At 63.0% G+C, this 26,295-nt stretch carries 17 protein-coding genes; 4 read left to right on the plus strand and 13 right to left on the minus strand.

Annotation, left to right across the window (positions count from 1 at the left end):
- The first annotated feature begins 84 nt into the window (after positions 1-84).
- Positions 85-396 carry a polyhydroxyalkanoic acid system family protein gene (locus JQ574_RS20985; protein ID WP_212206353.1) on the plus strand — a complete coding sequence of 104 codons (312 nt, stop codon included), beginning with the start codon at positions 85-87 and terminating at the stop codon, positions 394-396.
- On the opposite strand, the gene treY is transcribed toward JQ574_RS20985, so the two are convergent.
- Genes treY through treS form a run of 5 tightly spaced genes read right to left on the minus strand, consistent with a single transcriptional unit; the run spans position 393 to position 12,460 of the window.
- Entirely contained in the window at positions 393-3,188 is a 2,796-nt protein-coding gene (gene treY, locus JQ574_RS20990; protein ID WP_212206355.1) for a malto-oligosyltrehalose synthase, read from the minus strand. The two genes, JQ574_RS20985 and treY, sit on opposite strands and share 4 nt — an antisense overlap.
- 4 nt (positions 3,189-3,192) lie before the next feature.
- The gene (treZ, locus tag JQ574_RS20995; RefSeq protein WP_212383819.1) at positions 3,193-4,950 is read right to left on the minus strand and encodes a malto-oligosyltrehalose trehalohydrolase; all 1,758 of its coding nucleotides are present in this window, start codon (positions 4,948-4,950) and stop codon (positions 3,193-3,195) included.
- The gene (gene glgX, locus JQ574_RS21000; protein WP_212206359.1) at positions 4,947-7,022 is read right to left on the minus strand and encodes a glycogen debranching protein GlgX; all 2,076 of its coding nucleotides are present in this window, start codon (positions 7,020-7,022) and stop codon (positions 4,947-4,949) included. Before glgX ends, treZ begins: the two co-directional genes overlap by 4 nt.
- Before the next feature lie 3 nt (positions 7,023-7,025).
- A complete protein-coding gene (glgB, locus tag JQ574_RS21005) occupies positions 7,026-9,173 on the minus strand; it encodes a 1,4-alpha-glucan branching protein GlgB (protein WP_212206361.1) in 2,148 nt (715 codons plus the stop codon).
- Entirely contained in the window at positions 9,170-12,460 is a 3,291-nt protein-coding gene (gene treS / locus JQ574_RS21010) for a maltose alpha-D-glucosyltransferase (RefSeq protein WP_312014680.1), read from the minus strand. Before treS ends, glgB begins: the two co-directional genes overlap by 4 nt.
- A 299-nt stretch (positions 12,461-12,759) precedes the next feature.
- Between treS and malQ the strand changes: the two genes are divergently transcribed.
- Together malQ and JQ574_RS21020 are read left to right on the plus strand one after the other, a co-directional pair.
- Complete coding sequence (malQ, locus tag JQ574_RS21015; protein WP_212206365.1) at positions 12,760-14,706, plus strand: 4-alpha-glucanotransferase; 1,947 nt, start codon at positions 12,760-12,762, stop codon at positions 14,704-14,706.
- A gap of 24 nt (positions 14,707-14,730) precedes the next feature.
- Positions 14,731-16,530, plus strand: a complete 1,800-nt coding sequence (locus JQ574_RS21020) for a glycoside hydrolase family 15 protein (protein ID WP_212206367.1) — start codon at positions 14,731-14,733, stop codon at positions 16,528-16,530.
- A 12-nt stretch (positions 16,531-16,542) separates the two neighbouring features.
- Here JQ574_RS21020 and JQ574_RS21025 read toward each other — a convergent pair whose 3' ends face one another.
- The 8 genes from JQ574_RS21025 to JQ574_RS21060 all read right to left on the minus strand — a co-directional run bounded on the left by JQ574_RS21025 (position 16,543) and on the right by JQ574_RS21060 (position 25,349).
- Positions 16,543-17,346, minus strand: a complete 804-nt coding sequence (locus JQ574_RS21025) for a Cof-type HAD-IIB family hydrolase (RefSeq protein ID WP_212206369.1) — start codon at positions 17,344-17,346, stop codon at positions 16,543-16,545.
- Positions 17,343-17,828 carry a gluconokinase gene (locus JQ574_RS21030; RefSeq protein WP_212206868.1) on the minus strand — a complete coding sequence of 162 codons (486 nt, stop codon included), beginning with the start codon at positions 17,826-17,828 and terminating at the stop codon, positions 17,343-17,345. The genes JQ574_RS21025 and JQ574_RS21030 overlap by 4 nt, the downstream gene beginning before the upstream one ends.
- A 28-nt stretch (positions 17,829-17,856) precedes the next feature.
- The gene (gene pgl, locus JQ574_RS21035) at positions 17,857-18,606 is read right to left on the minus strand and encodes a 6-phosphogluconolactonase (RefSeq protein WP_212206377.1); all 750 of its coding nucleotides are present in this window, start codon (positions 18,604-18,606) and stop codon (positions 17,857-17,859) included.
- Between the two features lie 4 nt (positions 18,607-18,610).
- Positions 18,611-20,122, minus strand: a complete 1,512-nt coding sequence (gene zwf, locus JQ574_RS21040) for a glucose-6-phosphate dehydrogenase (RefSeq protein WP_212206379.1) — start codon at positions 20,120-20,122, stop codon at positions 18,611-18,613.
- 5 nt (positions 20,123-20,127) lie between these two features.
- Positions 20,128-21,123 (minus strand): phosphogluconate dehydrogenase (NAD(+)-dependent, decarboxylating), encoded by a 996-nt coding sequence (gene gnd, locus JQ574_RS21045; protein ID WP_212206381.1) that lies wholly within the window; start codon positions 21,121-21,123, stop codon positions 20,128-20,130.
- Between the two features lie 12 nt (positions 21,124-21,135).
- Positions 21,136-23,982 carry a bifunctional transaldolase/phosoglucose isomerase gene (locus JQ574_RS21050; RefSeq protein WP_212383821.1) on the minus strand — a complete coding sequence of 949 codons (2,847 nt, stop codon included), beginning with the start codon at positions 23,980-23,982 and terminating at the stop codon, positions 21,136-21,138.
- A gap of 271 nt (positions 23,983-24,253) precedes the next feature.
- Positions 24,254-24,706, minus strand: coding sequence for a DsrE family protein (locus JQ574_RS21055; RefSeq protein ID WP_212206385.1), 453 nt, complete (start codon positions 24,704-24,706; stop codon positions 24,254-24,256).
- Between the two features lie 31 nt (positions 24,707-24,737).
- A complete protein-coding gene (locus JQ574_RS21060; protein WP_212206387.1) occupies positions 24,738-25,349 on the minus strand; it encodes a hypothetical protein in 612 nt (203 codons plus the stop codon).
- A 506-nt stretch (positions 25,350-25,855) separates the two neighbouring features.
- Between JQ574_RS21060 and JQ574_RS21065 the strand changes: the two genes are divergently transcribed.
- Complete coding sequence (locus JQ574_RS21065; RefSeq protein ID WP_212206397.1) at positions 25,856-26,284, plus strand: hypothetical protein; 429 nt, start codon at positions 25,856-25,858, stop codon at positions 26,282-26,284.
- Positions 26,285-26,295 lie beyond the last annotated feature (11 nt).

A 26,295-nucleotide genomic window follows, 5' to 3' on the forward strand; every position in this document is an offset into this window, starting at 1 on the left:
TATTGCAGCGCACATATCGAGCTTGCCTCTTCCTTTCGAACGGAACGGAATTACATCCGCAAGATCAGACCTGAGGATTTTCCGATGTCCGCACCGCTCGTCGTTTCGATCCCGCACAGCCTCGGCCGCGAAGAAGCCATGCGACGCCTCAAGTCCGGCCTATCGCGCGCTGCGTCGAGCGTGCCGGTGCTGAGCGTCGATGAGGAGCGATGGGAAGACAACCGCATGGTGTTTCGCGTCCGCGCGCTCGGGCAGGCGGCTGCCGGGCATGTCGATGTCGCCGACGATCATGTGAAGGTGGAGGTCGTGTTGCCATGGCTGCTGCAGCGCTTCGCCGAAGTGGCCCAGGCCGCGATCCGGAGCCGCGGCAACCTGTTGCTGACCAAGAAGAACTAGGGCGTTGGCATCAGGCGCCTGCGCTTCGGCGCAGGCATCGCCGCGCCGTGATATCTCGCCTTCAGCACGGCCACGGGGAGGTGCGCCAACAGGTCGGACAACCGCAATTGCGAGGCATCGGCGTCGGCAAATCCCTCCGCCGAATAGCCGCTGATGTCGAGGGTGGCATCATGGCTCTCCGCACGGGGCCACGCCCGGCCACTTTCGGAGAACGCCGCGGACAATTTCGTGACGACGACGATCGCGGCTTCGCGGCCACGGCGGCGGGCAAAGGCGATGAAGTGGTCGCGATGAGGTCCGCTGATATCCAGTGGCTGATAATCGCCGTTCGTGAAGACATCGGCGAGCTCAGTGCGCAACTTGAGGAGATGCCGCGTCCAGGCCAGTTTCAACTTGCCGCTCGGCCAATCCTGCACCAGCTGGTCCCAGTCCGGTGTCTGCAGTGAAGCGAGCAGGTGGGCACGTTTGGCAAAGTCGACCGGCCGCCGGTTGTCGGGATCGACCAGCGAGAAATCCCACAGCTCGGTACCCTGATAGAAATCGGGTACGCCCGGCATCGTTGCCTTGAGCGTGATCTGGCTCAGCGAGTTCAAGGCGCCCAATAGCGATACGCGCCGCGCCAGCGCATCAAGCGCGTCGAGAAACTCGGCGGAAATCGAGCGGTCCAGAATGCGCGCGATGAAGGTGTTCAGTCCTGCTTCATAAGCCTCGTGAGGATTGAGCCAGCTGGTCTCCTCCTTGCCCTCGCGCGCCGCCTTCAGGGCATAGGCCTGCATCCGTTCCAGGAACGCCTCGTCGTCCGGCTGCCAGGCTCCCAGCAGGGCCTGATAGAGCATGTATTCGAATGTCGCCGACGGCGCGCGCATCTCGCCGTCGATGACCAGATGAGGCGCGTTGAGAACCTTCCACCGCGCCACGGCGCTGGTCCACTCGCCATGGATCTCGGACAGCGCCATGATCCGGGCGCGGGCGTCCTCGCCCCGCTTGGTGTCATGCGTCGCGGTCGCGGTCATGCCATGCGGCCATTCCCGGGCCCGCGTCTGCATGGCCTGATGAAAATCTTCGACCGAGAGCGCCCTGGCAGATGGGTCACCGCCGACCTCGTTGAGCGCGAGCAGGCGGTGGTAGCGATAGAACGTGGTGTCCTCGAGCGATTTCGCCATCATCGGCCCGGTGAATTGCTGCACCTTCAGCGCAAATCGCCGCACGCGCGGCGCGCTGTGCGGCGGCCGGCCGGGCTTGAGCAGGTCCATGGTCAGGGTATCGCGCAGGAATTCGAAAATGCCGTCATCGGCGGCAAACCAGTCCGCGCGCGCCTTCGCGATCGTTTGCGAGATCAGCGCCCGGTCATGGGCGTTCGGCCCCGACGACGTCAAATAGGTCCGGTAGACCGGGAAGTGCAGCACATAGAGTTCCAGCGCCTGCCGCAGACTGTCGGCGGAATAGTCCCGTGTCGAATAGTGTCCGCTGGCGATGCGCGCCAGGAGGCGCGTCAGCACCGTGAATTCGCTGGTGAGCAGGGTTTCGAGCACCCGGCGCTTGGCCTCCTTCAGGATCGGTTCGAGTTTCGGCGACTGGCTGCTGATCTGGCGGAAGATTTCACCGAGCGGCTCGAGGCCATCGCCGTCGACCAGCGCCTGCGTGATCGTGTTCATCCACTCGTAGCCGGTGGTGCCGTGAACCCCGGTGAAGGAAGGCAGCTTCTCGTCTTCGCCGAGAATCTTCTCGATCACCATGTAAAATGGCTTGGCGCCCTGCGCGCCGCGGATCAGGCGGCGCAGGCGTTGAAAGTACTGGACCGGATCGCGCAGGCCGTCGATATGGTCGAGCCGCAAGCCCTGCAGCTTTCCTTCCGCGATCAGACGTCTGACGAGTTGATGGATGGCCTCGAAGGTGCCGGCGTCCTCGACGCGCAATCCCGCGAGCGAATTGACGTCGAAGAAGCGGCGGTAGTTGATGTCGCTGGAGGCAAGCCGCCAGTGACCGAGCTTGTAATGCTGGCGTTCGAGAAGGTGATGCAGCGCCAGCGTCTGGGCGGGACGATCCGGTCCGGCGCGATAGGCGTCGATCCCGTGCGCGATGGCCTCAGTACTTCCAGCGATTGCCCGTAGCCCCTCTTTGAACGCCGGCGCTTCCTTCCGGTTCGGGCGGCGCAGCCCGTGGTAGCGCGCGGCGAGGGCAAGGATATCCTTGCCGGCTGGACTATCTTCGGCGCCTGCTTCTCTGACGACGGTTCGGAGGATTTCGCTGTAGCGCTCGGGTGCGATCGGCAGCCGATGCTCGAAATACCATGCCGAAAAGCTGCCTTCGCCCGCATCATAGCGCAGTTCGATCTCGCCGCTTTCCAGCGCCTGGCCATAGGATGAACCGATGATCGGCAGCAGCACGCCGCCACGCGCGCGATACGGCAACAGTTCCCAGTCGATGTCGAAGGATGCCGCGTGCGGCGAGGTCTGGCCCCATTCCAGCACGTCCAGCCACCACGGATTATCGGCGAAATGCACGCCGACATGGTTGGGGACGAAGTCGAGGATCAGTCCGAGATCGTATTTCCGCAGCGCCGCGCTCAACCGCTCGAAGCCGGCTTCGCCGCCGAGCTCGGGATTGAAATGGGTGTGATCGGTGATGTCGTAACCATGCGTGCTGCCCTTGCGAGCCGTCATGAAGGGCGAAGCGTAGAGATGCGTGATCCCGAGGGCCGCAAGATACGGGACGACGGCAGCGGCCGCATCGAAATCGAAATCCGCCGAGAGCTGCAGGCGGTAGGTCGCGATCGGGATCGCCGGGGGCATTTTCCTATCCGATGCGCCAGTGCACCGACCATGGCGGGACGCGCTCTCCCAACTCGCTGCCCCAGATCAGGGTTCCCTTGAATTCACCTGAAGTATTGGCGATCTCCAGGTCCGACAGGTTGGCGAGCAGGCGAAGCGTGGCGTCATCGCCCATGCGCCAACTGGCGGTCAGCAGGCCATTGCCGGCGGCCTCTGCTTCGCCGAATGCCGCGCTGGCGAGGCGAGGCACGATCTCCCGCCGGCGGATCGCCAGCATCTGCTGCACGGTTGACTGCCGTCGTTGTGCCGCCGGCGCGGCACGTTCATTCCAGTCGAGGACAGCCGATTGGAAGGTGGATAGCGCCAACGCGTCGGGGACCTCGTCGCCATATTCGGCATAGGCCCAGGCGTATTCGCTGCGGCGCCCCTTGCGGACCGCGTCGGCAAGATCGCCCTTGAAATCACAGAAGAATGGGAAGGGTGTTTTCGAGCCCCATTCCTCCCCCATGAACAGCATCGGGATCGCAGGGGCCAACAGCATGACGGCGAGCGCCGCTTCGATCGCATTGGGATCCGCCACTGCTTCGAGCCGGTCGCCAAAGGCGCGGTTGCCGATCTGGTCGTGGTTCTGCAGGAAATTGATGAAAGCCGTCGGTGCGAGTTTGCCGCTGGGTTCGCCGCGCCTGCCGCGGCGAAACTCCGACATTTCGCCCTGGTAGACAAACCCTGAGGATAGCGATCTGGCGATATCGTCCAGCGGCGAACGCTGATAGTCGCAATAATATCCCTGCTTCTCGCGGGTCATCAGCACGCGCCAGGCGTGATGATAATCATCGTTCCACTGCGCGCGATATTTGCCGCGCGGCGGGTCCTGCGCAGCGTCCAGGATGCTGGCGCGGTTGTCGCCGTTTTCCAGCACCAGATGAATGTGCCGCCCGGTAGCCGCGGCGAGCTGACCTACAGCCATGCTGAGATCGTGCAGCAGCGAGAGACCACCGGGCTCGACGATGCTGTTCACCGCATCCAGCCGTAATCCGTCGAAGCGATAATCGCGCAGCCAATGCAGCGCATTCTCGATCGCGAAGGCGCGTACCTGCGGCACGCGGTAATCGATCGCGCTGCCCCACGGCGTGTGGGCTTCCGTAAAGAACCCCGGCGCGTAACGGCCGAGATAATTTCCTTCGGGGCCGAAATGGTTATAGACCACGTCGAGAAACACCATAAGGCCGCGCAGATGCGCCTCGTCGATCAGCGCCTTGAGATCCTCAGGCCGGCCATAGGCGCTGTCGGGCGCATACCACAGCACGCCGTCATACCCCCAGTTGCGGCTGCCGGCGAAGTCCGCCAGCGGCAGCAATTCCATCGCGGTGATGCCGGTCTGCACGAGATGATCGAGCCGCCCGATCATGGCGCGGTAGCTGCCGTCCGGCGTGAAGGTTCCGACATGCGCCTCGATGATGACGGCTTCCTGCCAGGGCCGCCCGCGCCACTCCGTCGCGCGCCACGGAAAGGCGGCGTGGTCGATCACCTCGCTCGGACCGAAGACGTCTTCGGGCTGGAAATCGGCGGCGGGGTCGGGGATATCGATCTCGTCATCGATGCGGAATTTATAGTGGGCGCCTGATTTCGCGCCGGGGATCTCGGCGGAAAACCATCCATCGTCGCCGCGCTGCATCGCATGGGGTTGCTGCAGCAGCAGATCGACGCGCTTGGCCGCCGGTGCCCACAGGCGAAAGCGCGTGCCGTCTTTCGTCAGCTTGGGGCCAAATTGTCGGTCATTCATGCTGAGCCCGCAAAGGCGAGCACCGAGCGCGGCGGTGCTTTCAGGTCGGCGCCCGCAGCGAAGTCGGCCGTCGCTTGCGCGATTTCGGTGGTATTCAGCACCCGCTGCCAGCTCTTGTATTTGCTCATCTTGGGCAATTTGAATGCGATCTCTTCGGGGGCGGCGTTCAGAACGATAAAGATCGGTGCTTGTCCTTGTTCCATCGGTCCGAGCACATAGGCGAGGAATCGTCCTTCCGGAAACTTCCAGTCGGATTCCTTCATTTCCTCGGCGGCCGGCGTCAGCCACAGCACGCCGTAGGAGCCGTCGGCGCGACGGCCATCGAGCCAGCGCTGGCAGCGGATCTGGCCGAACCGCCGGCGCAGGCCGGTCAAATGGCCGATGAAATCGGTGAGGTCTTCGCCTTCCTTGCCGAGGTTTTCCCAACCAACCCAGCCGATCTCGTTGTCCTGGCAATAGGCGTTGTTGTTGCCGCCTTGCGAGTTGCCGACTTCATCGCCGGCCAGCATCAGCGGCGTGCCCTGCGCGAGCATCAGGCACGCCAGCTGGTTCTTGCGGAGCTGGCGGCGTAGCGCAATGATCGCAACGTCGTCGGTCGGGCCTTCATGCCCGCAATTATTGCTGTCGTTGTGGCTGGAGCCGTCGCGATTGTCTTCGCCGTTGGCCTCGTTGTGCTTCTCGTTGTAGCTGAACAAATCCGCCAGCGTGAAGCCGTCGTGAACGGTGATGTGATTGATGCCGGCGCGCGTCGCGCGATTGTCATGGTGAAACAGGTCGGAGGAGGCGGTCATACGACCGGATATTTCGCCGATCAGGCTGCCTGCGCCGCTCCAGTAGCGCCGCATCGCGCTGCGGTATCGGTCGTTCCATTCCGACCATTGCGATGGGAACGCGCCGACCTGGTAGCCGCCCAGACCGAGATCCCAGGGTTCGGCGACCAGTTTCACGGTTGCCAGCACCGGATCCTGCCGCACGGCGGTGAGGAAGGCGGCGTTGCGGTTGTAACCGTTCGGCCCGCGCGCCAGCGTGGTGGCGAGATCGAAGCGGAAGCCGTCGACGTGGCAGACCTCGACCCAATAGCGCAGTGAATCCATCACCATTTGCAGCACGCGCGGATGGGTCAGGTTGACCGAACTGCCGCAGCCGGTGAAGTCGTCATAGAAGCGCCGATTGTCCGGCTTGAGCCAGTAATAGGACGCATTGTCGATGCCGCGAAACGACAGCGTCGGACCGAGATGATTGCCTTCGGCGGTGTGATTGTAGACGACGTCGAGCATCACCTCGATGCCGGCATCGTGCAGCCGCGCCACCGTGGTGCGGAACGCATCGAGCGGATTGTCCTGCGCGTAGCGCCCTTCGGGCGCGAAGAACGCCAGTGTGTTGTAGCCCCAGTAGTTCACCAGCTTCTTTTCGACCAACACGCGGTCGTCGATCAGCCCGTGGACCGGCAGCAATTCGATGGTGGTGACGCCAAGGCGCTTGAGATGATCGATCATCGCAGGCGAGGCGAGACCGCTATAGGTGCCGCGCAGGCCCGGCGGCACGTCGTCGCGCTTCTGCGTCAGGCCCTTGACGTGGGCCTCGTAGATGATGGTGTCTTCCCAGGAAATGTTGGGGCGCATCTCGCGGCGGCCCCAATTGAAGGTCTCGTCGACGACGACCGCCTTGGGCATGCCGCGGGCGTTGTCGCGCCGGTCAAAGGAGAGATCCTCGCGCGAGCTGCCGGCCCGGTAGCCGAAATGCGCGTCGCTCCAGACCAGCCGGCCGGCCAGCCGCCTTGCATAGGGATCGAGCAGCAGCTTGTTGGCGTTGAAGCGGTGCCCGTGCTCGGGATGGTAGGGCCCGTGGACCCGATAGCCGTAGAGCTGTCCGGGCGAGACGTCGTTGAGATAGCCGTGCCAGACATCCTCGGTCCGCTCGGGCAATTCGATGCGCTCGAGTTCACGGCGGCCCTGGCCGTCGAACAGGCAGAGTTCGACCTTCTCTGCGTTGGCCGAGAACAGCGCAAAATTGGTGCCCCTGCCGTCCCAGCTTGCGCCAAGACGTGAGGGCGTTCCCGCGGTCAGGCGCATGCGTCAGCTATCCGGTATGAGAAAGATCGCGGCCAGCGGCGGAATGGTCAGGTTGAGTTCGGGGATGTTGCCCTCCAGCGTCCGGACCTCGCCGATATTGCCGACATTGCTGCCGCCATAATGCGCGGAGTCCGAATTGAACACTTCTTTCCATTTACCGGCAAACGGCACACGTACCCGGTAATCATAGTAGACGTTGGGCGAGAAGTTCACGACCACGAGGCAGCGCGCTCGCGCATCAAGGCCCTTGCGGACCCAGGCAAAGACGTTGCCGCCGGAATCATGGGTGATGACCCATTCGAAGCCCGGCTGGCTGCAATCCAGCTCGTGCAGCGCCGGCACCGTGCGATAGAGGTGATTGAGGTCGCGGACCAGGCTGTGGATTCCGGCGTGCCTTGGTTGCTGCAGCAGGTGCCAATCCAGCGAGTGATCGTGATTCCACTCGCGCTCCTGGCCGAATTCGCAGCCCATGAACATCAGCTTCTTGCCGGGATGGCCGAACATGAAGCCGTAATAGGCGCGCAAATTCGCAAAACGCTGCCAGTCGTCGCCGGGCATCCGTCCCAGGATCGAGCGTTTGCCGTGCACGACTTCGTCATGCGACAGCGGCAGGATGAAGTTTTCCGAGAACGCATATTGCAGGCCGAACAGGATGTCGCCGTGATGGAATTTGCGGTGGATCGGATCCTTGCCGATGTATTTCAGCGTGTCGTGCATCCAGCCCATGTTCCACTTGTAGCCGAAGCCGAGCCCGCCATATTCGACCGGGCGGGAGACTTGCGGCCATGCGGTGGATTCTTCCGCCGCGGTGGTGGCGTCCGGGAAGCGTCCGAACACTTCGGTGTTGAAGCGGCGCAGGAAGCCGATGGCTTCGAGATTTTCCCGCCCGCCATGCTGGTTTGGAATCCATTCGCCGGCGGGCCTCGAGTAGTCGAGATAGAGCATCGAGGCGACCGCATCGACGCGCAGCCCGTCGATGGCGTATCTTTCCAGCCAGAACAGCGCGTTCGACACCAGGAAGTTCACCACTTCGGTGCGGCCGTAATTGTAGATCAGCGTGCCCCAGTCGAGATGGCGGCCCTGCAACGGGTTGGCGTGTTCGTACAATGCGGTGCCGTCGAAATGGCCGAGGCCGTGGGGATCGTCGGGGAAGTGTCCGGGCACCCAGTCGAGCAGCACGGCAATGCCCTCGCGATGGAAGGCATCGACCAGCGCGGCAAAATCCTCGGGCGTGCCGAACCGGCTGGTCGGTGCGAACAGGCCGGTCGGCTGATAGCCCCATGAGCCGTCGAACGGATGTTCGCTGATGGGAAGAAGTTCGACATGGGTAAATCCGAGATCCCTGACATAGGCCGGAAGCTGCTCGGCGAGCTCGCGGTAGGTCAGCCATTCGTTGCTGCCCTTGCGTCGCCATGAGCCGAGATGAACCTCGTAAATCGACATCGGCGCGTTCAACGCGTTCATTCCCGTCGGAGCCGGGCGCGGACGCGGCAGATTGGCCTGGTCGAAAACGATCGAGGCGGTCTTGGGACGCACTTCGGCGGCAAAGGCGACCGGATCGGACTTCAGCGGCAAATGTTGTCCGTTGGGTTCGATGATGTCGAACTTGTAGTGGTCGCCGACGCTGGCGTGGGGGATGAACAGCTCCCAATAGCCGACGCCGCGCACCCGCATCGGGTGCCGGCGCGGATTCCAGTAATTGAAATCGCCGACCACGTGGACGCCGCGGGCGTTCGGCGCCAGCACGACGAAGGCCACCCCCGCGACGCCTTCCAGCGTCATCGGATGGGCGCCGAGCTTGTCGTAGATGCGCTGATGAGTGCCTTCGCCGAGCAGATAAAGGTCGAAGTCGCTCAGGACGGGCGGAAAGCGGTAGGGGTCGTCGAGTTCGACCAGTTTGTCGCCGAACCGGGCGCGCAATTGATAGCGCGTAGAGCCGTTCGGCAGCGCACCGGCAAACAGCCCGGCGTCATGGATCCGCGCCAGCGGCGCCCGTTCACCATGTTCACCGATTGCCTCGACATTGGAGGCTTCCGGCAGGAACGCACGCACGATCTTGCGGTCGCCCTCGGTATGGAGGCCGAGATAATGGAAGGGATCGGTGTGATTGCCCTGGATGATTGCATAGGCCTCGGCGGGTAGCTTGGTCATAAGGCCTCAAGCGACTGTTGCGGCAAAATACGGAGCATTCCGGTCAAGGCCGTTCGTAGCCAATCCGGCCGGTAGGATAGTTCATATTCGATCTCGTAGCATGCCTTCTCCAGCAGGAAGAAGTTGAGCATCGACTCGGCGGCTTCGGGGTCGGCCGGCCAAAGGCGCTTGTTAACCAGGGCTTCGCGATAGGCGGCCAGGAACGCGGCGGTCGCCCGATTGCGCCACTCGGCGAGCGCAGCCCCGAGCCTGCCGTTTTCATCGTGGGCTACCTTGAGCGCCCGCTCAAGGGCTGCAGTCGTCGAATAATCGATCGAACGAACCATGCTGGCGACATCGCGCGCCGCGGGCGCCTTGCGCCGGCGCTCGGCGATGGTGCGCCGCGGGTCGCCGTCGAAATCGACGATGAAGATGTCGTCCTTGACGATCAGCAGCCGGCCAAGATGGAAGTCGCCGTGATGGCGGATATTGAGCCCGGCATTTTCTTGCGGCAACAGCGCCTTCAGCCGATCGGGCAGGCCGGATTGCTGGGCCAATAGCTGATCGACCAGCGGACGATCCGCCTCTTTCAGCGCATCGCGTCGCTGCTTCAGCGTGTCGAAGACGCGCTCGACGCGGGCCAGGGTGTCGCCGTACCAGCGCTGGACATCCTCGTGCTTGATGGGCTCCGGCACGAAGTCGGGAAGCTCATTGTTGCTGGCCAGTGCGACATGCATCTCGGCGACGCGCCGGCCGGCCTGCGACATGTAGCGCAGAAACGAGACCTGATCCTCGCTTTCCCTGACACGCTCGCTTGCCGCCAGCAGCCGCTGCTCGTCGACGAAGCGGTCGAGATAGGCCGCGGTCACGGCCCAGGCGTCGCCCTGATTGGCGACGAAAGCATGCAGAATGCCGATGGCGTTTCGTTCGTCGCCATCGATCAGTTCGACGCTGCCGAGCAGCGCCGGCGTGTTGGCAAAGCCGGCGATCTCGGTCAGGAAGCGGCCCATCTCGATCTCGGGACTGATGCCGGCCTGCAGCGTGCGGTAGATCTTGACGACATAATCGTCGTCCACCTGCGCAGTACTGTCGGCCCGCTCGGTCTCGATCGTGCGGATGTGCTCGGGCTGCTTGATTGCCTTGTCGGAGAAACGGCTGGTCGGCCGGAATTCCAGCTTCAAACCCTGCTCGCTTTCGTCGACGATCAGCGACTCCTTGAGGTTTCGCAGCAGGATCGCGATGAAAATCTGGTCGTTGGCGACGTCGAGCAGCGTTCCTTCGCGGGCGCCCTGACGCACGGCCGCCAGGGCGCGTGGGTTGTAGCGCTCGCGGTCGAACCGCACCCATTCGATCTGCATCGGCAGCACATAACGCGTGGTGACGCCACGCTGCGTCGACTTGAAGAAGGCGAGCCACGGCCGGTTGTCACCGATATCGCAGAACGGGATCGCCGAAATCAGCGTCGGCTGGATGGCCTTGGCCGATCGCTCCGGGTACCAGCGCGTCCGCGCCAGATGCCCGGGCAGCACGTCGCGTTCGAACACGCCGCGGGTGCGCGCCAGCGACACCCAGGTCGCGCCCAGCGGCACCACCAGCGTTTCGAATTCGGGCACCGCCCGCTGCGCCACCGGCTCGGACTTGTCGCGCTCCTGCAGCTCGAACCAGTAGAAACCGTACGGCGCCAGCGTGATCATGTAGGGCAGTTCGCCGATCGCGGGGAAGCGCGTGCGGCCGAGCATCTCCAGGGGAATCCGGTCCTTCCACGCCGAGAGATCGAGTTCGGTGGCCTGTGCGGAGCGCGACAAATTGGCGACGCAGAGAATGGCCTCGTCCTCGTATTGGCGCACATAGCACAGCACCGAGCGGTTTTCCGGGCGGATGAACGTCATGGTGCCGCGGCCGAAAGCCAGCGTCGATTTGCGGACCGCGATCAGCCGTTTGGTGGCTGACAGCAGCGACGACAGGCTGCGCGACTGCGCCTCGACGTTGACGGATTCATAGCCGTAGACGGGATCCATGATGGTGGGCGCATAAAGCCGCGCCGGATCGGCGCGCGAGAACCCGCCATTGCGGTCCGGCGTCCACTGCATTGGCGTGCGCACGCCGTTGCGATCGCCGAGATAGATGTTGTCCCCCATGCCAATTTCGTCGCCGTAATAGATGATCGGCGTGCCCGGGAACGACAGCAGCAGCGAGTTCATCAACTCGATCTTGCGCCGGTCATTGTCCATCAGCGGCGCCAGGCGCCGGCGGATACCGACATTGATGCGGGCGCGGGGGTCGTTGGCGTAGGTCGACCACAAATAATCGCGCTCGACGTCGGTGACCATTTCCAGCGTCAGCTCGTCATGGTTGCGCAGGAACAGCGCCCATTGGCAATTGCTCGGAATGTCAGGCGTCTGCCGCAGGATGTCGGTGATCGGAAAGCGGTCTTCCTGCGCGATCGCCATGTAGATGCGCGGCATCAGCGGGAAATGATAGGCCATGTGGCATTCATCGCTGCGGCCGAAATATTCCTGCACGTCCTCGGGCCATTGGTTGGCCTCCGCGAGCAACACCTTGCCTTTGGCATAGGCGTCGAGCTCGATGCGCAGCCGCTTGATGATGGCGTGGGTCTCGGGCAGGTTCTCGTTGTTGGTGCCGTCGCGCTCGCACAGATAGGGAATGGCATCGAGGCGGAAACCGTCGACACCGGTATCGAGCCAGCGCTTCATCACCTTCACCAGCGCGCTGACCACGCGCGGATTGTCGAAATTGAGATCCGGCTGGTGCGCGAAGAAGCGATGCCAGTAGAACTGGCCGGCTTCCGGGTCCCAGGTCCAGTTCGACTTCTCGGTATCGGTGAAGATGATCCGCGTGCCCTGGTATTTCTGGTCGGTATCGCTCCAGACGTACCAGTTGCGCGCGCTCGAATCCGGGCCGCTGCGCCGGGCGCGCTTGAACCAGTCGTGCTGGTCGGAGGTGTGATTGACGACGAGCTCGGTGATGACGCGCAGGCCGCGCCGCTTGGCTTCCTGGATGAAGCGCCGGAAATCCTTCATCGTCCCGAAATCGGGATTGATGTCGCCATAGTCGGCGATGTCGTAGCCGTCATCACGCCCGGGTGAGGGGTAGAACGGCAACAGCCACAGCGTGGTGACGCCGAGATCCTGCAGGTAACCCAGCTTCTCCGTCAGGCCTGCGAAATCGCCGATGCCGTCATTGTTGCTGTCGGCAAAAGCCTTGACGTGGAGCTGATAGATGATGGCATCCTTGTACCAAAGCTCGTCGTCGCTGGACTCGACGGCTGGCACCTCGCTTGCATCGATCGCAAAGCTGCCGCCGTCATTCAGCGGATCGGCAGTATCGAATCGGAAGGAGACGCCGGCCTTGGAGCTTTCGCCGGTTTGGACTTTTTTGTTCACGGTGATGCCATAGCCATGGAAACGACGCCCCATTTCACTTGCGAGAAAGGAGACGTTCCGGAGATATGTAAAAAGCCGCTCGGCCGACTTTGGTTCCCCTGGAACCGATTGAGGGGCTGAGCGTTAGACACCGTCTATCCCCTTCCTGTATTTGGACAATTTCGCGACGCCTCTGAGACGTTTGCGTGCAAACCGCGTGCCGAATGGACCTTTTCGCTCAAGCTAACAGCCAGGGAATCCAGACCGAATTCGTGGACGGTCAGGGTCATCGCCGTGTGACGGACGCGGCCGCCCTCAAAATCATCCTCGATGCCTTGCCGCCGCAGGCCCCGGGCCCGCTGATTGGCGCCCCGGTCGTGGTCCGGTCAGGGCAGGTTGCCCACACCGAACTCGCGGCGACTGCAAAACTTCCGGTCCGATGGAAAATCGTTGCGGGGGCGGAGGTTGTCGCGGAGGGCGAAGCAAACGAACGGGCTATTGCATGGCCCGAACGGCTGCCGTTGGGCATCCATCGGCTGCAATTGACCGATGCGGGGGTGGTCACAGAGGACGTACCGCTGATATCGGCGCCGCCAAGGGCTTTTGGCGGGGATTTCGATCGCGTCTGGCTGCTGGCGGTTCAGCTCTACAGCGTCAGGTCCGAGCGCAACTGGGGGATGGGCGATTTTACGGACCTCCAAGGCCTGATTGAGCTCGCACATCATCTCGGCGCCGATGGCGTCGGCCTCAATCCGCTGCATGCCCTGTTCGACGACCGGCCCGGCGATTGCAGCCCCTATTCGCCGAACAGCCGGCTGTTTCTCAACGCGCTCTATATTGACGTCGAGAAGATCCCTGAATTCCGCATCGACGACGAGACGAGAGGCGCGCTGGCGGGCGTCAAGACCGACGAAATCATCGATTATGTCGGCATTGCCAGTCTAAAGTGGCGGGCGCTACGGGTGGCGTTTGACCAGTTTACGGCCGGTGCGACAGAAAGTCGCCGACAGGACCTGGAAATATTCCGGGCCGAGCGCGCCGCCCTGCTGTCGCGGTTCGCCTGCTTCGAAGTCCTCCGGCACAGATTCAACAAGCCTTGGTGGGAATGGCCGGAGCCGTGGCGGCAGCCGGACGATGCGATGTGCGCCGAATTGCACCATGGCGCCGACGCGGCCGAGATCGGCTTCGTCGAATTCGTGCAATGGACCGCTGACCGGCAATTGGCTGCCGCGAAGGATCGTGCTCACCAGCTCGGCATGAAGGTCGGGCTTTATCTCGACGTTGCCGTCGGCGTTCAGTCCGATGGTTTCGACGCCTGGAACGAGCAGGTGGCGATCTCCAGGCACCTCGGCGTCGGCGCGCCGCCCGATCCGCTCAACACCGCGGGCCAAAGCTGGGGTCTCGCCGGGTTCAACGCGACCGGGCTGGAGCAAAAATCCTTCGAGCCCTATCGCGAAATGCTGCGCGCCTCGATGCGGCACGCCGGGGCGATCCGGCTCGACCACGTGCTCGGCCTGAAACGGCTCTACCTGGTGCCGCAAGGCTTCAGCGCCGCCGACGGCGTCTATGTGCCGATGCCGTTCGAGGCGTTATTGGCCGCAACTGCGCAGGAGAGTGTCGCCAGCCGCTGCGTCGTGATCGGCGAGGACCTCGGCACGGTGCCGGAGGGATTCCGCGACCAGATCGCCAGCTGGGGCATCTGGTCCTATCTGGTGATGATGTTCGAGCGCGAGGACCACGGTCCGTTCAAGAGCCTCGATCACTACCTCGCCAACGCACTGGTCACCTTCAACACCCACGATCTCTCGACCTATGCCGGCTGGCGTTCTTTTGGCGACCTCAAGACCAAGCGCGCGCTCGGCATCGACCCCGGAGAAAGCGATGATGCGCGCTGGCACGCGCTGGCGATGCTGGACGATTTGCTGCGCGGTAACGGCATCGACAAAAACGATCTCTATTCCGTGACGAATTTCCTCGCGCGGACGCCATCACGGCTGCTCGCGATCGCGCTGGAGGATTTTTTGGGTCTGGTGGACCAGCCCAATATTCCCGGCACGGTCAACGAACACCCGAACTGGCGTCGCCGGCTGCCGGTGCCGCTCGAGCAGATCGCGTCCACGATCGACGTTGCCGCGCTGAAGGCGGCGACACGCGAGCGGTCGCGCGGATAGGTCCGATCCAGGTGGTAGCAAGCCTTGTCGTGCAGGATAGAAGATTACGGATTGATCGGCGATTGCGAGACCGCGGCGCTGGTCGGTCGTGACGGCTCGATCGACTGGCTGTGCTGGCCGGCGTTCGATTCCGACGCCTGCTTTGCTGCGCTGCTCGGCACCCATAAGCATGGCCGCTGGCTGATCGCGCCCGCAGAAGAGATCACCAGGACCTCACGCCGCTACCGGGGCAACACGCTGATCCTGGAGACGCGGTTTGACACCGCCAATGGCGTGGTCGAGCTGATCGATTTCATGCCGCCGCGCGGCAATGCGTCCGACGTGGTGCGGCTGGTGCGCGGGGTCAGCGGCCGGGTCAAGCTGCGGATGCAATTGGTGATCCGCTTTGGTTTTGGCGCCGACATTCCCTGGGTCAGGAAAAGCGAGGACGGCTCGGGGCTGCTCGCGATTTGCGGGCCGGACATGACCGTGCTGCGAACGCCGGTCGCGACCCGCGGCGAGGACCTGACCACGGTGGCGGAGTTTGAGGTAGGCGAGGGCGATACCGTGCCCTTTGTCCTTACCTACGGGCCCTCGCATCTGGCGGTGCCCGGGCCGATCGATGCCGCGGTCGCTTTGCAGGAAACCGAGGCGTTCTGGAGCGAATGGAGCGCCCGCTGCAGCTACGAAGGCGAACATCGCGATCTCGTGATGCGCTCGCTGATCACGCTCAAAGCGCTGACCTATGCGCCGACCGGCGGCATCGTCGCGGCGCCCACCACCTCGCTGCCGGAAAAACTCGGCGGGCTGCGCAACTGGGACTATCGCTTCTGCTGGCTGCGCGATGCCACCTTTACGCTGCTGGCGCTGATGAACTCGGGCTATACCGAGGAAGCCCTCGCCTGGCACAATTGGCTGTTGCGTGCGGTGGCGGGATCGCCGGCCAACATGCAGATCATGTACGGCATCATGGGAGAGCGGCGGCTGCTGGAATGGGAAGCGGGCTGGCTTCCGGGCTATGAGGGCGCGCAGCCGGTCCGGGTCGGCAACGCCGCGTACGCGCAGCTGCAACTCGACGTCTATGGCGAGCTGATCGACGCCTTCCATCAGTGGCGAATAGCCAAGCTCGACCTCTATGAAGGAAGCTGGGCGCTGGAATGCACGGTGCTGGAGCATCTGGCCACACAATGGGATCAGCCGGATCACGGCATCTGGGAGCGCCGCGGCGACGGCAAGCACTATGTCTCGTCCAAGGTGATGACCTGGGTCGCCTTCGACCGTGGCATCAAGAGCGTCGAAAAATTCGGCTTCAAGGCGCCACTGGAAAAGTGGCGGACGCTGCGCGACACCATCCATCGCGACGTCTGCGAAAAGGGTTTTGATCGCGAGCTGAACGCGTTCGTCGAATCTTACGGTTCGAAAATGCTGGATGCCAGCATCCTGTTGCTGCCGTCGGTCGGGTTCCTTGAACCAACGGATCCTCGCGTACGCGGCACACTGGTCGCAATCGAGAAACACCTGATGCGGGACGGCTTCGTGTTGCGGCATGACCCCCGCGAAGTCGAGCAGCAGCCGGCGGAAGGCGCATTCCTGGCCTGCAGCCTCTGGCTCGCCGATGCCTATGTGCTGACGGGAGAACTCGACAAGGCGCGGGTGTTGTTCGAGCGCGTGGTGGCGATTGCCAATGATGTCGGCCTGTTGGCCGAGGAGTTCGACACCGGCGCTGGCCGCCAGACCGGTAATTTCCCGCAAGCGTTGACGCATATCGCGCTGATCAATACCGCCCATAACCTCAGCGCGGCGAAGCAAACCACCGAGAAGCCGGCGATGCAGCGGTCGAAGTAGCTTCGGTTCGATCTAGCCGAACTTCAGAATCGTCTCCATCGCGCGGGCAAAGCCGTCCCGTTCGTTGGTATCGGTCACATGCGTGGCGCGCTGCTTGATGTCATCGGCCGCGTTTCCCATCGCAAACGACATGCCGCTCCTGGCAAACATTGGCAGGTCGTTCTGCATGTCGCCGATGGTGGCGACGGCGTCGAAGGAAATGCCGAGCCGTTTGGCGATGTTCTCGACGAAGGTGCCCTTGTCGTAGCCCGCGGGGGTGACGTCGAGGTAATAGGTCTGCGAGCGAACCGCGGTGGCCTCTGTACCCACGGCCTGCTGCATTGCCGCTTCGCAGCGCGCCAGCAGCGCCGCGTCCGAGCTGGCACCGACGATCTTGCAGGCCTCTAGCAGATGCGGCGTGAAATCCGCGATGATGGTCGGATCGGCCTTGATCGCCCGTATCTCGTGCGGAACGTATTCGCCGTCCGGATTGCGCGTATACCAGCGCTCGTTGCTGAACAGCCAGATATCGACGCCGAATTCTTTGAGCACATCGAGGCTGCGTTGCGCCACCGCGGGTGCGATCAGATGCTGTTCAATCGGCTGCAGCTTCGCATTGACGATCGAACTGCCGTTGAAGGCGCCGACCGGCAGCGTGATCGCAAGTGGTTCGATCAGAAAGCCCATGCCGATGGTCGGGCGGCTTGAGACGATGGTGAAGCCGATCCCGGCGGCGTGCAGCGCGCGCACGGCGTTCCTTGCGTCGTCGGTGAGGATCTTGTCCTTGGTCAACAGCGTGCCATCGACATCGGAAACGACAAGTGCAATGCGGCTCATGAGGGCACTTCCAATTGACGGACAATATCGTCCACGATGGTTTCAATCGGCGCGGCAATCGACACCGTAATGGGACGTTCGCCTGGTTGCGGCGGCTCCAGCGTCCTGAACTGGCTGGCGAGCAGCCCCGGCGGCATGAAATGGCCCTTGCGGGCAGCTAACCGGTCCGCGATCAGGTCCTGCGTCCCGTTCAGGAAGACGATGCGGATATCACCGCGTCCATGCACGAGAATGTCGCGATAGCTGCGCTTGAGCGCCGAACAGGCGACAACAGCGCGTTGTCCGGCCGCCGAGAGGCGGTCGATCTCGTCGGCAATCGCCTGCAGCCAGGGCCAGCGGTCTTCATCCGTCAGCGGCTGGCCCGCGCTCATCTTCGCGACATTGGCGGGCGGGTGAAATTTGTCCGCATCCTCGTAGCGCCAGCCCAGCCGCGCGGCCAGGCTTTCAGCGATGGTGCTCTTGCCCGAGCCGGAGACGCCCATCACCACCAGCGCGCAGGGGCTTGCCGCATCACGCACGAAAACTCTCCGGCAACGCCGCCTGATCCACCAGCCAGATCGTCTCGCCGCTGGATCGCGCGCGGTTTGCCGGCAGGTTCTCGCCTGCGAACACGCGCGTCAAGATCGCGCGTTTGTCTGATCCTGCGATCTCGAACAGCATTTCGCGGCAGCAAGCGAGCGTCGGCAAAGTGAGCGTGATGCGAGGGACGAACGGTTCGACGTTCGCTTTGGGAACGCCGACGACCCAGCGCCTGACCTCGTCGAGCGCGGTATCGCCGGGAAATAGCGACGCGGTATGGCCGTCGGGCCCGACGCCCATCAGCACGAGATCGAACAGCGGCCGGGCCGGGTCGAGGGCATCGGCGCCGTAGAACACTTTCAGTTCGCCCTCATAGAGCGCAGCACCGCGACCGGGATCGGTGGGGTCGGCTGTACTCGTCGGGATTGGATGGACGTTGGCGGCCGGCGCACATTGGTTCAGAAAGGTTTTCCGTGCCACGCCCATGTTGTTGAGAGGATCATCTGCCGGAACGAAGCGTTCGTCGCCGATGAACCAGTGCACGCGCTGCCACGGAATCCGGCTTCGCCAGGGGTCAGTGCCGAGCAACTGATAGAGCTGTCTCGGACTCGATCCGCCGGTCAGGCAGATTGCGACGCGGCCGGCGTTTTCCGATATCCGCGCGATGACCCGCTCCGCGGCGGCCTCGGCCATCGCGGCCGGATCGGCAACTGTCATCACATGGCGATTGTCGTTCGACATATCTCTAACTGAGCTTCCGCCAGCTTCGGCCATCGCGCTCCAGGAGGTCGTTGGCCTCCTCGGGGCCCTCGCTGCCGGGTTCATAGACCTTCAGGCCCTTGCCGCCGGCGTTCTTCCAGGCGTCGAGAAAGGGCTGCACCGCGCGCCAGCCGGCCTCGACGCTGTCGGCGCGCTGAAACAGGATGTTGTCACCGATCATACAGTCGTAGATCAGGGTCTCATAGCCGGTCGATGGCTCGGCCTGGAAATAATCCTTGTAGCGAAACTTCATCTCGACGCCGTCGATATTGATGGTCGGACCCGGCACCTTGGTGTTGAACTGCAGCGCGATGCCTTCGGTCGGTTCGGTCGAGATGATCAGGTAATTCTGCGAGAGCCGGTCCACCGGCGTGTCGCGGAACATCGCGAACGGCGCCTGCTTGAACTTGATGGCGATCTCGGTGCGCTTGATGCCGAGCGCCTTGCCGGTGCGCAGGTAAAAGGGAACGCCGGCCCAGCGCCAGTTGTCGATGGTCAGTTTCAGTGCGGCATAGGTCTCCGTGGTGCTGACGGGCTTGACGTCCTTCGTTCTGCGATAGTCCTCGATCTCGGTGTCGCCGACGATGCCGGCGCGATACTGCCCGCGCACCGAATTGTGCAGCGCTTCCTGCTCGCTCTGGGTCTGGATCGCGGCCAGCACGTCGGCCTTCTCCGAGCGCACCGAATGCGCGTCGAATTTCGATGGCGGCTCCATCGCAACCAGCGACAGCAGTTGAAACAGATGGTTAGGCACCATGTCGCGCAACGCGCCGGTCGCGTCATAAAAGCTGCCGCGATGGCCGACGCCGAGCTTTTCATCGACCGTGATCTGGATGTGGTCGATATGGTTGCGGTTCCAGATCGGCTCGAACATGCCGTTGGCAAAGCGCAGCACCAGGATGTTCTGGACGGTCTCCTTGCCGAGATAATGATCGATCCGGTAGATCTGATGCTCTTCGACCAGCTTCAGGAGCTCGCTGTTGAGCTCTCTTGCCGATGCCAGATCGGTGCCGAACGGCTTTTCGACCACCAGCCGCCGCCATGTGCCGTTCTCGACCAGCATGCCGGTGCGGCCGAGTTCGCGGCTGATCGGCAGGAAGGCGCTCGGCGGCGTCGCGAGGTAGAACAGGCGATTGCCCTGGGTGTTTCGCGCGGCTTCCAGTTTGTCGAGTTGCTCGCCCATCGCGTCGAACGAGGCGGGATCCCTCGGGTCAGCCTCGATGCAGGTGACGCATGCGAGCAGGCGCATCGCGATCTCCTCGTCCACCTGGCGCGTGGCGAATTGATGCAGGCCCTTCATCAGGCTGTCGCGCAACTGGTCGCTGGTCATGCCCTTGCGGGCTATCCCGACGACGCAGAACTTTTCCGGCAGCAGATCGGCTGCCGCCAGATTGTAGAGGGCCGGGATCACCAGCCGATGCGCGAGATCGCCGGTGACGCCAAAGATGACGAAGGAGCAGGGATCGGGTTTCGTCTGTGCCAGTTTGCCGACCGCCATGGGCGTTAAGCCTTCGAGTCCGGCTTCTTCGGCGGCTCCTTGTGACCGCCGAAGCCTGCGCGCATCGCGGAAAGGATCTTCTCCGCGAATGTATGGTCCTTGCGCGAGCGGAAGCGGGCATAGAGCGCGGCCGTCAGCACCTCGGCCGGCACCGCCTCGTCGATCGCGGCATTGACGGTCCAGCGGCCTTCGCCGGAATCCTCGACATGGCCGGAATAATTATCCAGCGTCTGGTTCTCGGCGAGCGCCGACGAAGTGAGATCGAGCAGCCAGGAGGGGATCACGCTGCCGCGCCGCCACACCTCGGCGATATCGGCAATGTCGAGATCGAAGCGATGCTCGGCGGGCAGCGCCTCGATATTGGCGTTCTTGAGAATGTCAAAACCCTCGGCATAGGCCTGCATCAGCCCATACTCGATGCCGTTATGGATCATCTTGACGAAATGGCCGGCGCCGCTGGGGCCGGCATGGATATAGCCTTGCTCGATGCGGGGATCGCGGCCGTCGCGGCCGCCGGTGCGCGGAATGTCGCCGATGCCCGGCGCCAGCGTCTTGAAGATCGGATCGAGCCGGTCGACCACGGCCTTGTCGCCGCCGATCATCATGCAATAGCCGCGCTCGATGCCCCAGACGCCGCCGCTGGTGCCGACGTCGACATAATGCAGCCCGCGCTCTTTCAGCGCCTTGCCGCGGCGGACGTCGTCCTGCCAGAACGTGTTGCCGCCGTCGATGATGACGTCACCGGGCTCCATCAGTTTGGCGAGTGCTTCGATGGTGGCTTCGGTGATCTTGCCGGCCGGCAGCATCACCCAGGCGGTACGCGGCTTCTCCAGTTTCGCCACGAACGCTTCCGGCGTCTCGGCGCCGGCGGCGCCCTCGGCGGCCAGCGCGGCAACGGCCTTGGCGTCCTTGTCGTAGACCACCGACGTGTGGCCGTTCCTCATCAGCCGCCGCACGATGTTGCCGCCCATCCGGCCGAGGCCGATCATGCCAAGCTGCATGCCAATACTTCCCTAATTGAGCGCTTCCGATATCGCGGCATCCAGCGCGGCAAGCGCCGGCTTGAGGTCGCCCTTGAGATGAACCCGCAATGCGCGCCGGCCGCGTTCGGTCAGCACGTCGAAATCGCCGCGCGCCTGGGCCGCCTTTACGACGCCAAAACTCGCCTTCTGGCCGGGCACGGCCAGGTCCTTGGCATCGTCGGCGGTGATCTGCAGGAACACGCCGCTGTCGGGTCCACCCTTGTAGGCCTGGCCGGTCGAATGCAGGAAGCGCGGTCCGAATTCGGCGCAGGTCGCGACATGCCTGACGTCACGCACCGCCAGCCGCATCTTCTGCAGGGTGTCGATCGAGCCGCCGTCGCGCGCGATATAGGCCAGCAGCGCAAAATAGTCGCCGCTGCCGGGACGCGTCAGATGCGCCTTGATCCAGGATTCCAGAGTGCCATTGGCGCCGGCCTTGCGCAGCGCGGCTGCATTGGCTTCGTCGGTGTAGATGTCGGCCTCGGCGGTTGCGACCACCGGCTGCTCGGCCGGCAGCGAACCCGTCTTCTCGAACGCCGCAGTCAGTTCGCGCGTCTTGAGCTTGGCCGCCTCGACATCAGGCTGGTTGAACGGATTGATGCCGAGGATGGCGCCGGCGACGGCGGTCGCCATCTCGAAGCGGAAGAACTCCTGGCCGATATGGTCGATCGATTTCATCACGATGCGGACCACCGGATGCCCGGCGGCCTCGAGGGCGGCCAGCTTGTCGTCGTGTGCCGCATCGACTTCACCTTCGGTTCGGATATCGATGAAGAAGCGGTCGTCGCCGTAGATGGCGGGATCGGCGAGCGGCTCGCCGTCGATCGGGATCAGGCCCTTGCCGTCCTTGCCGGTGGACTCCGCGATCAATTGCTCCGCCCAGGCGCCGAAATCGGCAATCTTCTTCGACGAGGATATCGTCACCTTGTCGCGGCCTTCGAGCCCGGCGAGGCCGAGCGCAAGGCCGAGCTGCACACCCGGGTTTTCGTGCGGCGGCACGTCGGCGCCGCAGGAGCGCACCATCGCCAGCGTGTGCTTGATCAGGCTTTTGACATCGATGCCGGCGACCGCCGCCGGCACCAGCCCGAACGGCGACAGCACCGAGTAGCGTCCGCCGATCGAGGGATCACCGTAGAAGATGCGGGCGAAACCCTGCTTGGTCGCGACCTTCTCCAGCGATGAGCCGGGGTCGGTCACCGCGATGAAGCGATGGCCGGCCTTGTCGGCGCCGATGGTCTTGGCAACGCGATCGAAGAAATAATCCTTCATCGCATTCGGCTCGGTAGTGCCGCCGGATTTGCTGGAAACGATGAACAGGGTCTTTGCCAGGTCGACCTTCTTCTCCGTCGCGCGGACCTGCGCGGGGTCGGTGGAGTCGAGCACGTGCAGTTTCGGGAAGCCGGATTTCTTCGGGAATGTTTCCGCCAGCACTTCCGGACCGAGGCTCGATCCGCCCATGCCGAGCACGATGGCGTCCGAAAAGTTCTGTCCCTTCACGCGCCGGGCAAAATCCTCGTAGTCGGCGACATCAGCGGCAGCCGGGCTGTTCAACCAGCCCAGCCACTTATTTTCGTCGTCGTTGCTCCAGACCGATTTGTCTTTGTGCCAGAGCCGGCGGATTCTTGCTGACGCCCGCCACTCCTCGGTGCTCTTCTCGACGGCTTTCTTGATGCCGTCGCCAAGCGCCAATTGCTGCCTGTCGATGCCTGCGCCGAGCGACGCCGCGCGCTTGTGGGCGACCGCGCCATAGAGCTTGTCGGCGGCGTCGGCGAACAGCTTGACACCGTCCGTGACCAATTCGGCCGTGATCGCGTCGAGCGAGATGCCGGACTTTTCCAATTCCTCCAGTACCCGTCGGGCGTCCTCGACATTTTCTTCAAGGCTGTCACGCACCTTGCCGTGATCGCGGAATGCGTCCAGCGTCGCCGGCGGCACGGTGTTGACGGTGTTGGGGCCGATCAGTTCCTCGACATAGAGAACGTCGCTGTAGTCCTTGTTCTTGGTGCCGGTCGAGGCCCACAGCAACCGCTGCGGCTTTGCGCCTTTGGCCTTGAGCTTGTCCCAGCGTGCGCCCGAAAACAGGCCCTTGTAGTCCTGATAGGCCATCTTGGCGTTCGCGATCGCGACCTTGCCCTTGAGCGCGCTCAGGCGTTCCTTTTCGCTGGGGTCGTTGGCCTTTGCGATCTTCTCGTCGAGCTGCTTGTCGACGGCGCTGTCGATCCGGCTGACGAAGAAGCTGGCGACACTGGCCACACCCGAGGGATCACCACCCTCAGCGACGAGTTTCTCCAGCCCGTCGAGATAGGCTTCCGCCACCTGGCGATAGACCTTTTGCGAGAACAATAGCGTGATGTTGATGCTGATGCCTTCGCCGATCAGATGCTCGATCGCAGGCAGGCCTTCCGGCGTCGCCGGCACCTTCACCATCAAATTCCTGCGCTTGACGTCCTTCGACAGCCGCTCGGCCTCGGCGATGGTGCCTTTGGTGTCCATCGCCAGATAGGGCGAGACCTCGAGACTGACGAAACCGTCTTCGCCCTTCAGTCGGTCGTAGACCGGCCACAACACGTCAGCGGCGTTCTGGATGTCTTCAATGGCGACATGTTCGAACAGATCGGCGACCGGGCGGTCGCCCTTTTTCAGCGCCTGGCCGATCGCGCTGTCATATTCGTCCGAACTGCCGATGGCTTTCTCGAAGATCGCGGGGTTCGATGTCACGCCTTTGACGCCATCGGTGTCGATCAAATTCTTCAGATCGCCCTTGGCGACGAAGCCGCGGGCGAGGAAATCCAGCCAGACGGCCTGACCGTGGTTTTCGAGTGCTTTGACGGGATTCATGATGCCTGTTCTGTCCGGTCGTCGGTTTCGGGTTCCCCGGCAGCTTTCGGGTGCGAGGCGGGAATGTCAACAATTGGATGGCAAGTGGACGGCAAGTCGATTGAATGGCTGCTGGTCGGAAAGGGTGTGTCCGGTGGGATAACGCCATTTATGTCAGTTCGATCCGCGGGACGAGCGCCCGGGAAGTTGCCGAAATCCAGCACAATTTTGTGACGGGAAAGCGGACGCCGCGGTCACGATCGCAGATTGCGATCACGATCGCGGATTGCGATCAGGGTCGCAGATAGAGATAGCCCTGCGATTGCAACTCGGCGATGCGCACCACGCCGCCCTGATCGGCGGAAATGAAGCCCGGCAAGAGATCGGCGAGGCCGACTTTCTGGGATTTCATGGTGTTGCCGCAGACGGCGAGTTCAATTCCGGCCCTGGCGAACTGGCCGACATGCCGTGCCAGATCGGGATTGGCCGCGGAGGCGTGGAACGCGCGTAGCGCCTGGCCGTGAACGACCAGAGCGATGGTGACGTTGTCGGGCCCGCCGACGCCGTCGAGATGGTTCTGGATGTTGCCGACGACAAAGCTCACCTTGTCGAGGTCGTTGAGGTGATAGACCACTTTCAGTTTTTTCGTCGGCGGCGCCTCGGTCGCCGCGCCGGCGCGCGAGGCAGCAAAGGCGGCGGTACCGAAAGCGGACGCCGTGGCCCACAAGATGCTGCGTCGATGCATGACGTCTTCCAACTCGATTGCCTAAAAGCTGTCACTTATGCCTGAGCGCCGCGAGTTCCTTGCGGTCGGTCACGAGTTCGGCACATTCGCGCAAATCGGCGCGGTCGACCCGGAAAATCTTGTCGTCGGCGCCTGCCACCAGATCATTGCTGGAATCGTCGTCGGGCTTGTTGCGGTCCCAGATCCTGATCCGCTCCAGCTGGATGATGGCTGATTTGTCGTCCTTCATCGCGATATCGATGCCGCCGCCGTCGCAATCGACGCCGCAGCCGAAGTGGATTTCGTTGCCTTTGTCCTCGGTGACGACATGGTTGCAATAACCGCTGGAGTCGAAATTGCCCGGCCGATGCCGATATTTGACGCCGATGCGGAAGGAGTAATTGGTGATCTTCTCTTCCGGCGGATTTTCGGCGGTGACCAGCAGCTTCATGGCGCTGACTTTTTGCTTGGGGTGCTGCGCCAGGTGGTTGGCGTCATAGCGACGCACGAAGCAGGCATAGGTCTTTTGACCGAGGGGGCCGGCGAACACCCTGTTGTCGAAGGCGGCAGCTTTTGCCTTCTCGACGCCGTCCTGAGCATGGCTGGGCCCGGCAAGCGAGGCCATCGCGGCCAGCGGGAGGGTGCACAGGAAGATGCGCTTCATGATCGTCCCTAAATGCGTGACACACCGACCGTCCGCACCGAAGTGGTGCGGCGCCAGGCGCCGCCAAGGCGTGGCTTCAATCTGCTCATTGGTCGCAGGTGGCCGCGGCTGCGTTCAATTTCAGGCAGTTGGCGGGAAACCGCTGCAGGCAGCCGATTGCCTAAATATTGGGCGATGCGCCCGTTCGCGCCCCATGATTTGCCCGCATTGTGCCTTGCACAATAAATCCCGGCCGGTGTCCAATTCGGACCGTGACCTGGAGCACAGCTGTGCCGATTGGCGGCAGCGCGGGTTTCGTTTTGCGCCGCACTCAGGAGGATCCGCGAATTGGTTGCGCCGGACTAATCCAAAAGTACTAGCGCGCGAGCCTCTTGTATCGGTTCGCCGCGTTCGGGACTTGATTACAGTCGCAATGAACGCCGCCTTGACGGCCTTCATGCCGACGAGAACGCAAACGTCACCCGTCGTGGTGAGTGGCATAAGCCCCAGAAACGGAATTTGCGCGTTTGGATTCGTCGAACGACACCGAACAGAGAGATGATCTGCCGAGGATGACGCAGCCTGGAGTGATCTGGATCTCAGATCGTCCGTTATGGTCCAACGCGCTGAACGGACGCCGCGCGCGGCGTGCATTAATGAATCTACAAGCATTGCGGCGGCGCGTGTTCAACCGCGCGAATGCTGCAGGTTCGTTCATCTACCTGAAAAACCAGTACTTCTCCGGATGCCGCATGTTGCACGCCGGTTACAGATCCAGTGGATTCCAGCACATTCTTGAGCTGCCGAGTCGTTTAGCACGACTATTGCATTGCGTGATGGAGTCACTCGCGTGTCAGATATCACATCTGCTGTTGGTGATTCGCGATTGGATACGCAGGAGGCTTGCCGGGGCTTGGAACTTGGCCAGCGCATCCTACGTTATAGCTGAACCATGAGGAGATGAATC

Origin of the sequence: Bradyrhizobium sp. AUGA SZCCT0158 (genome assembly GCF_018130065.1) — a bacterium.
GTDB lineage: Bacteria > Pseudomonadota > Alphaproteobacteria > Rhizobiales > Xanthobacteraceae > Bradyrhizobium.